The sequence below is a fragment of the Streptomyces apocyni genome (genome assembly GCF_009739465.1).
Taxonomy (GTDB): Bacteria; Actinomycetota; Actinomycetes; order Streptomycetales; family Streptomycetaceae; genus Streptomyces; species Streptomyces apocyni.
In genome coordinates, this window is the sequence record NZ_WHOM01000055.1 from 12,826 (window position 1) to 24,977 (window position 12,152).

9 protein-coding genes are annotated in these 12,152 nt (G+C 71.2%); 6 read left to right on the plus strand and 3 right to left on the minus strand.

Annotated elements, in window-relative coordinates; genetic code table 11:
- Positions 1–49: 49 nt before the first annotated feature.
- On the plus strand, positions 50–3,397 hold the full coding sequence (gene lysX / locus GCN81_RS15050; RefSeq protein ID WP_156725119.1) for a bifunctional lysylphosphatidylglycerol synthetase/lysine--tRNA ligase LysX: 3,348 nt from the start codon (positions 50–52) through the stop codon (positions 3,395–3,397).
- A 125-nt stretch (positions 3,398–3,522) separates the two neighbouring features.
- On the plus strand, positions 3,523–4,398 hold the full coding sequence (locus tag GCN81_RS15055; RefSeq protein WP_156725120.1) for a polysaccharide deacetylase family protein: 876 nt from the start codon (positions 3,523–3,525) through the stop codon (positions 4,396–4,398).
- A 41-nt stretch (positions 4,399–4,439) separates the two neighbouring features.
- On the opposite strand, the gene GCN81_RS15060 is transcribed toward GCN81_RS15055, so the two are convergent.
- Positions 4,440–5,102: a class F sortase gene (locus tag GCN81_RS15060; RefSeq protein WP_156725121.1), complete on the minus strand. Its 663-nt coding sequence runs from the start codon at positions 5,100–5,102 to the stop codon at positions 4,440–4,442.
- A gap of 309 nt (positions 5,103–5,411) precedes the next feature.
- Here GCN81_RS15060 and GCN81_RS15065 point away from each other — a divergent pair, with 309 nt between their 5' ends.
- Complete coding sequence (locus GCN81_RS15065; RefSeq protein ID WP_156725122.1) at positions 5,412–5,894, plus strand: hypothetical protein; 483 nt, start codon at positions 5,412–5,414, stop codon at positions 5,892–5,894.
- A 113-nt stretch (positions 5,895–6,007) separates the two neighbouring features.
- Here GCN81_RS15065 and GCN81_RS15070 read toward each other — a convergent pair whose 3' ends face one another.
- The gene (locus tag GCN81_RS15070; protein WP_156725123.1) at positions 6,008–6,535 is read right to left on the minus strand and encodes a hypothetical protein; all 528 of its coding nucleotides are present in this window, start codon (positions 6,533–6,535) and stop codon (positions 6,008–6,010) included.
- A gap of 284 nt (positions 6,536–6,819) precedes the next feature.
- On the opposite strand from GCN81_RS15070, the gene GCN81_RS15075 reads away from it, so the two are divergent.
- The 3 genes from GCN81_RS15075 (at position 6,820) to GCN81_RS15085 (ending at position 11,062) form a co-directional block, all read left to right on the plus strand.
- Positions 6,820–7,872: an SCO0930 family lipoprotein gene (locus GCN81_RS15075; protein ID WP_156725124.1), complete on the plus strand. Its 1,053-nt coding sequence runs from the start codon at positions 6,820–6,822 to the stop codon at positions 7,870–7,872.
- Positions 7,873–8,114: 242 nt separating this feature from the next.
- Positions 8,115–8,927, plus strand: a complete 813-nt coding sequence (locus GCN81_RS15080) for an SAM-dependent methyltransferase (RefSeq protein ID WP_156725125.1) — start codon at positions 8,115–8,117, stop codon at positions 8,925–8,927.
- On the plus strand, positions 8,924–11,062 hold the full coding sequence (locus tag GCN81_RS15085) for a putative bifunctional diguanylate cyclase/phosphodiesterase (RefSeq protein WP_156725126.1): 2,139 nt from the start codon (positions 8,924–8,926) through the stop codon (positions 11,060–11,062). Before GCN81_RS15080 ends, GCN81_RS15085 begins: the two co-directional genes overlap by 4 nt.
- Before the next feature lie 35 nt (positions 11,063–11,097).
- Here GCN81_RS15085 and GCN81_RS15090 read toward each other — a convergent pair whose 3' ends face one another.
- Entirely contained in the window at positions 11,098–12,111 is a 1,014-nt protein-coding gene (locus GCN81_RS15090; protein ID WP_156725127.1) for an MsnO8 family LLM class oxidoreductase, read from the minus strand.
- Between the last annotated feature and the right edge of the window lie 41 nt (positions 12,112–12,152).

Sequence of the window (12,152 nt, forward strand, 5' to 3'; positions counted from 1 at the left end):
GGCGGCCACTCGACGGGCGACCTCGCCCAGGTGTTCCTAGAGTCGGACCATGAGCGCCACCGTGCAGGAATCCGGGCCCGCCACCGGCGAGGACGCGACCAGGGACAGGCACCGGGAACGCCCCGCCGACCGCTTCCTGCGCAAGGTACCCGAGGGCTTCGCGACCTTCTTCGGGCTGCTCGGCGCGTTCTGCGCGCTGCTCGCCCTGGTCCACCCGCTCCGCCGACTGCTGCGGCCCTTCACCGACCTGCTGGACACCCTCACCGTCCCGTTCAGCGCGAACCTCGCCTACGCGGTGTTCCTGTTCCTGCTGGCGGCGGCCTGCGCGTCCCGTAAGGCCATCGCCTGGCGGCTCGTCGTCGCCTATCTGTCCCTGCTGCTCATCGTGGACGGAGTATGGACCGCCGAGGGCCACTGGCGGGAGGCGCTGCCGTCGGCGATCGTGTGCGGTGCCGCGCTGGTGCTGCTCCTGCTGGCGCACAAGGAGTTCTCCGCGGACTCCCGGCGCGGCGCCTTCCCGCGGGCGCTCGCGGTCCTGGCCGGGGGACTGGCCCTCGCCATCCTCGTCGGCTGGGGTCTGGTCGAGCTCTTCCCCGGCACACTGGAGCGCGGCCAGCGGCTGCTCTGGTCGGTCAACCGGGTCTGCGGCGGGCTGGTGACCGCGGGCCACTTCGACGGCAGCCCGCGCCGACCGGTGAACTTCCTGCTCGGCCTGTTCGGCGCGCTGGCCCTGCTGAACGCCGTGGCCACCCTCTTCCGCTCACAGCGCATGGAGGCCGCCCTGCACGGCGACGAGGAGGCCCGCGTCCGGGCCCTGCTCGCCGCCTACGGGGGCCAGGACTCGCTCGGCTACTTCGCCACCCGCCGCGACAAGGCCGTGATCTTCGCGCCCAGCGGCAAGGCAGCCGTCACCTACCGGGTCGAGGCGGGCGTCTGCCTGGCCAGCGGCGACCCGGTCGGCGACCCAGGAGCCTGGGGGCCCGCCATCGACGCCTGGCTGGCCGCCGCGCGTCGCTACGCCTGGGCCCCAGCCGTCATGGGCGCGTCCGAAGAAGGAGCCACGGCGTACGCGCGCGTCGGACTCGGCGCCCTGCAACTCGGCGACGAGGCGATCCTGCACACCGCCAGGTTCGACCTGAACGGCCGCGACATGCGCGTCACCCGACAGGCCGTCAACCGCGTCCAGCGCACCGGCGCCAGCTGCCGCGTACGCCGCCACGCCACCCTCTCCGAAGCGGAGATGGAGGAGGTCATCGACCGCGCCGACGCCTGGCGGGACACCGAGACCGAACGCGGCTTCTCGATGGCACTCGACCGGCTCGGCGACCCGGCCGACGGCGACTGCCTGCTCGCCGAGGCGCACGACGCTGACGGAAAGCTCCTCGCCCTGCTCTCCTTCGTCCCCTGGGGCCGGGACGGCATCTCGCTCGACCTGATGCGCCGCGACCGCGGCGCACCCAACGGCGTGATGGAGTTCATGGTCGCCGAAGTGTGCGCCCAGGCGGGCAAGCTGGGAGTGCGCCGGATCTCCCTGAACTTCGCGGTGTTCCGCTCGGTCTTCGAAGAGGGCGCCCGCATCGGCGCCGGTCCCGTGCTGCGCCTGTGGCGCAAGCTGCTGCTGTTCTTCTCCAAGTGGTGGCAGCTGGAGGCCCTGTACCGCTCCAACGCCAAGTACGACCCCGAGTGGTACCCACGCTTCATCTGCTACGGCGACGCCGGCTCGCTGCCCCGGGTCGGCCTGGCCTCCGGCATCGCCGAAGGCTTCGTCTCCGTACCCAGCCTGCGCACCCTGTGGGGCAACGGCCACCAGCCCGCCAGGTTCGCCGTACAGCCGTCCACCACCGAGGGCCTGCCACCCATCGAGGCGCTCGGCCTCGGCGGCAGCACCCCCGGCGCCGACCGCGACCCCACCGACGCGCTGCCCGAACAGGTCCGCGTCCGCCACCGCAAGCTGGCCCGGCTGCGCGCTGACGGCACCGACCCGTACCCCGTCGGGGTCGCCCAGCGCACCCACACCCTGGCCGCCGTCCGCGCCGCGCACCCGGCGCTCCCCGCGGGCACCCGTACGGGCGAGCGCGTCACCGTCGCGGGCCGGGTGATGCTCGTACGCGACCTGGGCGGCATCGTCTTCGTCGTCCTGCGCGACTGGTCGGGCGACCTCCAACTGGCCCTCACCCGTGTCGACTCCGGCAGCACGCTGGACGCCTTCACCACCGACACCGACATCGGCGACCACATCACGGCGAGCGGCGAGGTCGGCGTCAGCGACCGGGGCGAACTCACCGTCTTCGTCAGCGACTGGCAGCTCACCGGCAAATGCCTGCGCCCGCTGCCCGACAAACGCCGGGGCCTGGCCGACCCCGAGGCCAAGGTACGCCGCCGCGCGGTGGACCTGGTCGTGAGCCCGGGCGCCCGGGACGTCGTCCGCCACCGCTCCACCGCCGTCCAGGCGCTGCGCCAGGGCCTGCTGGAGCGCGGCTATCTGGAGGTCGAGACACCGATGCTCCAGCAGATCCACGGCGGCGCCAACGCCCGCCCCTTCACCACCCATATCAACGCCTACGACCTCGACCTCTATCTCCGTATCGCCCCCGAGCTGTACCTCAAGCGGCTCTGCGTGGGCGGCCTGGAGAAGGTCTTCGAGATGGGCCGCACCTTCCGCAACGAAGGCGTGAGCTACAAGCACAACCCCGAGTTCACGATGCTGGAGGCCTACCAGGCCTTCGCCGACTACGACGTGATGCTCGACCTCACCCGCGAACTCGTCCAGGGCGCGGCCACCGCCGCCTTCGGCGCCGCGGTCGCCCACCGGCAGGACGCGGGCGGCCGCCTCGTCGCCCACGACATCTCCGGGCCCTGGCCGGTCAGGACCGTGTACGGCGCGATCTCCGACGCGCTCGGGGAAGAGATCGACGCCGACACCGAGGTGGCCGTACTGCACCGGCACTGCGACCGGACCGGAGTGCCGTGCGCCCCCGACGACGGCCGCGGCGACATCGTCCTGGAGATGTACGAGCGCCTGGTCGAGGAGAAGACCACGCTGCCCACCTTCTACAAGGACTTCCCGACCGATGTCTCCCCGCTCACGCGCCAGCACCGCCATGACCCACGGCTCGCCGAGCGCTGGGACCTGGTCGCCTTCGGCACGGAACTGGGCACCGCCTACTCGGAGTTGACCGATCCGGTGGAGCAGCGGCGCAGGCTGACCGCGCAGTCGCTGCTCGCCGCGGGCGGTGATCCGGAGGCGATGGAGCTGGACGAGGACTTCCTGGAGGCGCTGGAGTACGCGATGCCGCCCACCGGTGGCCTGGGCATCGGCGTGGACCGCCTGGTCATGTTCCTCACCGGCCTGACCATCCGCGAGACGCTGCCGTTCCCGCTCGTGCGCCGCCGCTGAGGACGTCTTCCCTCCTTACGGCCTCGCGCGGCATTCCGCACCCCGAGCCGGTCTCATCGGGTGCTTTCGCCCACGCCGCCGTGTTGGTGAGACCCGCCGGTACACGGCCGTGCGAGTTAGTAGTCATGAAAAATGATGAACCGCTTCCGGGGGTTGCTGGGCTTCCGGGGCTTCCAGGCCGACGCACACTGCTGCGTGGCGCCGCGCTCTTCGGCCTCCTCGCCGCGGCCGGGTGCTCAAGCGCGGACCGGCCGGGTACGCCGACCAAGACGCCCACCCCCGCGGCGTCCCCCGCGCCGGGCCCGCCGGCGAGCCGCCCCCAGAACGCGTCCGCCTACCGGCTGCGTCCGATGACCGGCATGGGCCCGCCGCGGGAGCTGCCCGTCCGGCCCGCCGTACGCGCCGCGCCGATCCTGAGAATGACGGGCGCCGACCGCCGGATGGTGCTGACCTTCGACGACGGGCCCGACCCCCGCTACACCTCCCGCATCCTCAAGACCCTGCGCCAGTACGACGTACGGGCGATGTTCTTCGTCTGCGGCGAGATGGCCGAGGCCCACCCCGACCTGCTGCGGCAGATGGCCGACGACGGGCACGCCGTCGAAAACCACACCTGGTCGCACCCCGAACTCACCCGGCTGACCCGGTCCGCGATCCGCCGCCAGATCGAGCGCACCAGCGATCTCGTCGACGCCCTGGTGGGAGAGCCGCCACGGTGGTTCCGCGCGCCGTACGGGGCATGGAACCGCGACACCTTCGAACTGGGCTCCGCACTCGGCATGGAGCCGCTCGCCTGGACCGTGGACACCCTCGACTGGCGCGAGCCGGGCAGCGGCACGATCGTCCGGCGCGTCCTGGACGGCGCCGGTCCCGGCGTGGTGGTGCTCTCCCATGACGCGGGCGGCGACCGCTCGCAGAGCGTCCAGGCGCTGCGCGTGTACCTGCCGCGCCTGCTGGACGCGGGCTACGAGTTCAGCGCGCCCAGGAGCATGCGGATCTGACGGGGTGGCCCGAGAGCGGTACGGGGCTGCCGCCCGCCCGGTCAGTGCGTACTGGCCAGGCGGGCGAACACCACGACGTTTCCGTCGTAGCCGTCGCTCTTGGAGAACCCGCCGCCGCAGGTGATGACGCGTAGCTCCGCGGCGCCGGTGCTTCCGTAGACCTTGGTGCCGGGGAAGTTCCGCTTGTCGAACACCTCGATGCCGTAGATCTCGAACACGGCGGTGCGGCCGTCCTTGCGCAGGACCTCGACGCGGTTCCCCTTCTTCAGCGAACCAAGCCCGTAGAACACGGCCGGGCCCTGGTCGTTGTCCACATGGCCGTCGATGACGGCGGTCCCCTTCTCGCCGGGTGACACGGCACCGGTGAACCAGCCCGCGAGATTCGGCTCCTGCGCCGGCGGGGCGTCCACCCAGCCCTCCGGGTCCAGTCCCACGGGCTGGATCGGCGCGTCCACCTGGATCGCCGGAATCCTGATGCGGTCCGCCAGCGAGAAGGGCAGCGGCGTGGGACCCAGGGTCTTCGGCGCCGCGGGCATCGCGGCGTCGGCGGCGGCGGCGCTCGCGGGTTGCGGCGGCCCCACGTCGAACTCGCCGGACCCATTCCGTATCAACGCGAGACCGGTCAGCAGCACCAGCGCTATCACACCCCAGGGCGCGCGCTTGCGCTGCGGCTCCCCCTCCGCGGCCGGGTGGGACGTAGGCATCGGCAATCCCCTCTAAGAGCCTGTGGCAGAACGCTAAGTCCACGGCGCGTGACCGGCGACAGAGCGCGGGCGAACGGGTGGTGGGCCACCGGTCCGTGCGCCATCCGAGTTGCCCGCGCCAGGAGATTTCTGACGGTCCGTGACCTGCGAGTACGTCATTTCATCGGGTCTTCGCGCGGCGTGTCGCCTCACCAGTACGGCGGAGCGCCGAAATGCGGCCCCTGGCAAGGCGCCTGAGGGTCAGTCTGGGAGGCGCTCTCGCCAATCGACCGGGGACGGTTCCCCGGGGCGCCTGCCGCGGAGGTCCCTATGCGTACTACTCGCGCCCTGGCGGTCGCGGCCGTCGCCGGAACGTTCCTTGGGCTCGCAGCGCCTGCTGCGAGTGCCTGGGATGCCAGCGCGGTCAGCGTCTCGCCCCATGCCGTCCCGCGCGGCGGTGAGGTCACCATCAAGGTCAAGGAGCACGCCTGCTCGGGCGGGCGGGTGTTCTCGGACGCGTTCCCCACCGCGAGGCTGCGGCACCACCAGGGTGACGTGTTCAAGGCCCGCGCCACCGTCAACTCGAACGCCAGCATCGGCGCGAAGGACGTGACGGTGCACTGCGGCAGCAGCTCGGTCACCAAGAACGCGGCCTTCACCGTCATCCACGGCGGGGTCCGTGGCGGTGTCGGGGGCAGCACCAGCACCGGCGCGACCGCCACCGACATGGCGATCGGCGGTGGCCTGGTGGCGGCCGCGGCGATCGGCGGAGGCGTCTTCTGGATGCGTCGCCGCGGTGAGTCCAGGGCCTGAACCACCCGCCGTCCGTGCGGTCGGCACGGCGTCAGAACAGCGCTTCGCCCCGGGATTCGTGGGAATCCCGGGGCGAAGCGCTGTTCTGACGGGGGCTCCAGACGGCGGGTGGTTCAGGCGTCGTCCTCGCCGGTGCGACGACGCGCCCAGTAGACCGCCGAACCCAGCGCGCCGACGATCAGCGCGGCGCCCAGGGCGAGCTCGCCGAGGTTCAGGTCGCCGAAACTGCCGCCGATGCCCGCCTTGACACCCCGGTGGATGTTGCCGCCCGTGGTGGTCTGGTTGTTGCCTCCGGCCGCGATGGTGAGATCGGTGGTGCCCTTCTCACCCTTGCAGTCGAAGGTGACCGTGTACGACGCACCCGGCTTGGCGTCCCAGTCCACCTTGGCCGACACGACGTCGCCCTTGGGGATCGTGACGGTGTCGAAGACCCCGGAGGTGACGATGACCGGTTTGTCGCAGCCGTCGGCCTTGAGTTTGACCTGGCCACCGGCCTGAACCGTCGACGGCGTGACGCTGAAGCCGAACGACGTGATGTTGCCACTGGGGTCGCCGGTGACGGCCGCACTCGCGACGGGAGAGCCGAGTGCCAGGGCACCGGCCGAGAGCAGGGCGACGGACGCCATCGGTATCGCGCGCATGGTGAATCCTCCAGGTCCCCGAGGAGCAGCCCGCGGACCTCTTCCACGTATGCCGTATATGCACCTCGATGTCCGAAACGCTAGAGAACGCCCCCCGAGGCCGCGATCGCTGCCGGGCGAATGGGTCATCGGCGTACTCCGGTCAGGGGACCCGCGCGGCGCGCCGTCGAAAAAAGATTCCCCGCGCTCGTTGAACACTTCCGCCACCGGCGCCCGTATCTAGGACCATGTGCGGCGCATCCGAGCTCCGCGACATACCGGAGAACGGCAGGAGTTGACGGACGATGAATACCTGGCGCAGCGCCTCGATGGCGGTGGCGGCCGCGGCCGTGTTGACGTTGACGGCGGCGTGCGGTCAGGACCAGGGCTCCGACTCCCCCAAGGGGTCCGTGGGCAACGCCGTCCCGGCGGAAGGCGGCTACGGGGCGGGTGGCAGCTACGGCGACGGAGCGGACGCCAACGCCGAGGGCGGGGCGGCCGAGGCCAAGTCCGCGGGTCAGCTCGCGGTGTGGGACAGCAAGAAGCTGGGCAAGGTCGTCACGGACAGCGCGGGCCTCACGCTCTACCGCTTCGACAAGGACACCGCCGAGCCGCCCAAGTCGAACTGCGAGGGGGACTGCGCCAAGGCCTGGCCGGTGGTCGCGGCGGACGACGTCAAGGCGCCGCCCGGCGTGGACGTCGCCCTGATCGGCAGCGTCGAGCGCGCCGACGGCACCGAGCAGCTGACCATCGCCGGGTGGCCGATGTACCGGTACGCCCAGGACAAGAAGGCCGGTGACGCCAAGGGGCAGGGGGTTGGCGGGACCTGGTACGCCGCGGCGCCCGACGGCAAGAAGGCGGCAGCGGGGGCAGCGGACGGTGGCGGTGGCGGCGAGGGTGACGACGCTGGCGGGGACTACGGCGACGGAGGAGACGCGGGCGGCGACCAGCCCGAAGCGGGCGACGTGGCCGACCTGCCCGGGATGTCGACCCGCGAGGACCCCAAGCTGGGCGAGATCGTCGTCGACAAGAACGGCATGACGGTCTACCGCTTCACGAAGGACTCCGCCTGGCCGATGAAGACCGCCTGCACCGGCGAATGCCTGGAGAAGTGGCCCGCGGTCAAGCCCGTCGAAGCCAACGACACCAAGGGCATCGAACTCAAGGGCAGCAGCGGGAATCGGGGCTTTGTCGTCTTCGACCGCCCGGACGGAATCAAGCAGCAGACCATCGACTGCTGGCCGCTCTACACCTTCGCCGCGGACAAGAAGCCCGGCGACACCAACGGCCAGGGGGTGGGCGGCTCATGGTACGCCGTCTCACCCGAGGGAAAGCTGGTCGGCGCCCCCAAGAGCTGACCGGAGAGAAAGGAGTGACGTAAGTCGGCGTGATCCCAGGTAGGCCCCTCTCCGCCCAGGCGGAAGAGGGGCCTACTTATGGGTATTTCCAGTGAGTCGAAGGTATGCACGTGCAGCTGCAGATGCATGCGCCGAGGGCTGTGACCGAGAACGGACGAGCAATTTCCGTTTCTACTCGACCCGTTGGCGAGCGATCAGTAGCCTCGGCTCGAACACTGGCACGCCTATACGTTGGAGACACCATGGAGCGACCCGCCTGGGCCCCACAGGGCATCGACATATCGATACCCAGCGTGGCCCGCGTGTACGACTACTACCTGGGCGGTTCGCACAACTTCGAGGCGGATCGCGAGGCGGCCCGCGCGGCCATGGAGTTCATGCCGGGACTGCCGAAGATCATGCAGGCGAACCGCGCGTTCATGCGGCGGGCCGTGCGCTACGCGATCGCGCAGGGCGTCACCCAGTTCCTCGACATCGGCTCCGGCATCCCCACCTTCGGCAACGTCCACGAGGTCGCCCAGGGCGCGCACCCCGGCGCCCGTGTCGTCTACGCCGACCATGACCCCGTCGCCGTCGCGCACAGCCGCGCGGTGCTCGAGGGCAACCCCGACGCTGGCGTGGTCGCCGGGGACCTCCGCAAGCCCCAGGAGATCCTGCGCAGCGTGCCGGTCAGCGAACTGCTCGACCTGGAACGGCCGGTGGCCCTGATGCTGGTCGCTGTCCTGCACTTCCTGGAGGACGCGGACGACCCGTACGCGGCGGTCGCGGAACTGCGCAGCGCGCTGGCGCCCGGCAGCCTGCTGATCCTCTCCCACGCCTCGTTCGACGGTATTCCGGTCCCCGAGGAGCAGGCGTCCGGCACGGTCGGGGTATACAAGAACATCCGCAGTCCGTTGGTCATGCGCTCACGCGACGCGATCGCGCGATTCTTCGAGGGGTACGAGATGGTGGAACCGGGTCTGGTGTCGATCGCGCGCTGGCGGCCGGAGGCATCCCTGGAGCAGGAAGACCCCTTCGCCTTCTCCGGCTACGCCGGTGTGGGGCGCACCGCGTGAACAAGGAGCCGGACGGGCCGGAGGGAAGACTGCGCCGGTTCGCCACGATATGGAGCCGGGCGATCTTCCCCGTCACGGCGACGTCCCTGACCCGGCAGGAGTTCGAGGAACAGCTCCTGCCCCACGCCCGTGTCCTGCGCGACGCCCTCACGGCCCGCGTCTTCGACTCCGCCACCGGGCACGCGGTGGGCAGCGCGCTCGTTGACGTCCACTGCACCGACCCGGAGGCGCTCAGCCGCACCCTCGACGTCGTCGACGCCTATCTGGTCCTGTACTGCGGCGCCGAGCGCGACCCGGAGGAGCTGCGGGCGCGCTGCGCCCGGGTGCAGCACGCCGTCGCCGCGGGGTTCGCCCAGGCGCTGCGCGAGCGGACCCGGGCGGAGCAGGAGGCGATCTCCCGCGCCGCGCTGGACGCCCGGCACGCGGTGGCCGAGGCGCTGCACGCCAGCGAGGCACGCTTCCGCGCCGTCTTCGAAGGCGCCGCCATCGGCATCGGCATCGCCGACCTCGACGGAACGGTTCTCCAAGTCAACGAGGCCATGCTGCGGATGTTCGGCGGCGGCCTCGACAAGTACATCCGCGGCCGCAAGGTCAACGAGTGGACGCACCCGGACGACGCCCCGCAGGTATGGCGGCTCTACGAGGAGCTGGTGCGGGGCGAACGCGACCACTACCGCGTGGAGAAGCCGTACTACCGCCAGGACGGCACCGTCCTGTGGACCAACCTGACGGTCTCCCTGCTGCGCGACGCCGACGGCAGGCCGCAGTACCAACTGGCGCTCATGGAGGACACCACCGAGCGCCGACTGCTCAACCTGCGGCTGCGCTACGAGGCGACCCATGACGCGCTGACCGGGCTGCCCAACCGCACCCTGTTCTTCGAGCGCCTGGAGAAGGCACTCAGCGCGCCCGACGGCAAGCGCTTCGGCCTGTGCTACCTGGACCTGGACGGCTTCAAGGCGATCAACGACAGCCTCGGCCACGCCGCGGGCGACCGGCTCCTCGTGGAGGTCGCCGACCGGCTGCAGTCCTGCGCCACCGCACCGGGTGAGATGGTCGCCCGGCTCGGCGGCGACGAGTTCGTCGCGCTCACCACGGGCCCGGACACCGAGCGCGAGGTCGACGAACTCGCCGGACGCATCCTCAGCATGCTGGCGATCCCGGTCCGCATCGAGGGCAGGGAGCTGACCGTACGGGGCTCCATCGGCATCGTCGAGGGACCCGCGGGCGAGCGCACCCCGGCGGAGGTGCTGCGCAGCGCCGACATCACGATGTACCGCGCCAAGTCGGCTGGTGGAAACCGCTTCGAGCTCGCTGACCCCAAGGTGGACGCCAGCACCATCACCCGGCACTCGCTCACCACCGCGCTGCCCGCGGCCCTGGAGCGGGGCGAGTTCTTCATCGAGTACCAGCCCCTCGTGCACCTCGGCGAGGGCAGTGTGTCCGGCGCCGAGGCTCTGGTCCGCTGGCTGCACCCGCAGCACGGCGTCCTCGGGCCGGACCGGTTCATCCCGCTCGCCGAGGACACCGGACTCATCGTGCCGCTCGGGCGCTGGGTCCTGGAGGAGTCCGTACGCCAGGCTCACGCCTGGCACCAGCGGCACCTGCCGGGCGGCCCGGTGCGCATCAACGTCAACCTGTCGCCCTGCCAGCTCTACCACCCTGGGCTGGTCGCCGACACGGTGGACATCCTGGAGCGGGTCGGCCTGGAACCCGGCTCGCTCTGCCTCGAAGTCACCGAGTCGGCCCTGATCGGCGCCGACGACGACCTGCTCAAACCCCTGCGCCTGCTGGCCGAGATGGGCGTCAACATCGCCCTCGACGACTTCGGCACGGGCTACTCGAACCTGGCCAACCTGCGTCGGCTGCCGGTCAGCGAACTCAAGCTGGACCGTTCCTTCACCCAGGGCATGCAGCACTACCCGGCGGACCAGGTCGACCTCAAGATCGTCGAGGGGATCGTGTCGCTGGCCCACAGCCTGAACCTGTCGGTGACCGTGGAGGGAGTGGAGACCGCAGTCCAGGCCGACCAACTGCGCCGCCTCGGCTGCGACACGGCACAGGGCTGGTACTACGCCCGCCCCGGCCCCCCAGACCGGCTGCACACGCTGGCCCTGGTGGACGCGGTGGGCTGAGAGTCCGTGACCCGGAAGGGGACAAACTCGACGATCTAGGTGTGCGGGAGTCCCGCCAGGCGGGCCAGGCCCCGGTAGGAGTCCAACAGCTCGCCCTGGTCGTACGTCGACGTCGTGACCAGCACCTCGTCGGCGGCGCTCGCCGTGAGCAGGTCCTCCAGCGCGGCGGCGACCTCGTCCTCGGTGCCGTACAGCTGCCCGCGCAGCCCGGACTCGTACAGCTCCCGCTCCTTGGCCGTCATCTCGCGCGCCTCCGTCTCCTCGGCCGGGACGAGCGGGGGGAAGTCACCGTGGGTGCGCGAGTACGCGAGCGACCAGGCCTCCGGGATGAGCAGCCGACGGGCGCGTTCGGTGGTGTCGGCGACCGCCACGCTGCCCGAGATGACGACATACGGCGCGGCCGCCCAGCCAGAGGGCCGGAACCGGTCGCGGTAGCGCTCGATCGCGGCCAGCATCCGGCCCCGGCCGCGCAGGTCACCGATGACCAGCGGCAGCCCGGCGTCCGCCGCGATGTCCGCCCCCGCACCGGTGGCCAGCACGTACGGCGGTATCCGCAGGCCCTCCGCCGGGTGCGCGTGCACCTGGGGGAAGGCCCGCTGCTCGCCGGTGAGGAAGCCGAGCAACAGCCGCAGCTGCTCCGCGAAGTCCTCGGCGTCCTCCTTGTCACGGCCCAGCGCCTTGCGGATCAGCCCCGTGAAGCCGACCGAACGGCCGAGCCCCATGTCGATCCGGCCCGGAAACAGCGACTCCAGGACGCCGAACTGCTCAGCCACGACCAGCGGCTGATGGTTGGGCAGCATCACCCCACCCGTACCGACCCGGATCGTGGAGGTGGCCGCGGCGACGGCGGCCGCCAGCACCGTCGGGGCCGAACCCGCGACGCCTGGCACGCTGTGGTGCTCCGACACCCAGAACCGGTGGAAGCCGAGCGCCTCCACTTGCTGGGCGAGGCGCACCGTGTCGCGCAGCGCCTGCGGGGCGCTGTGGCCCTGGCGGGTGCGGGAGCGGTCCAGGACGGAGAAGCGGGTCTGGGCGATAACTGAGGTCACCTCTGGTTCAACGCCTGGCGACGGTGGGGATTCCCTGGCTG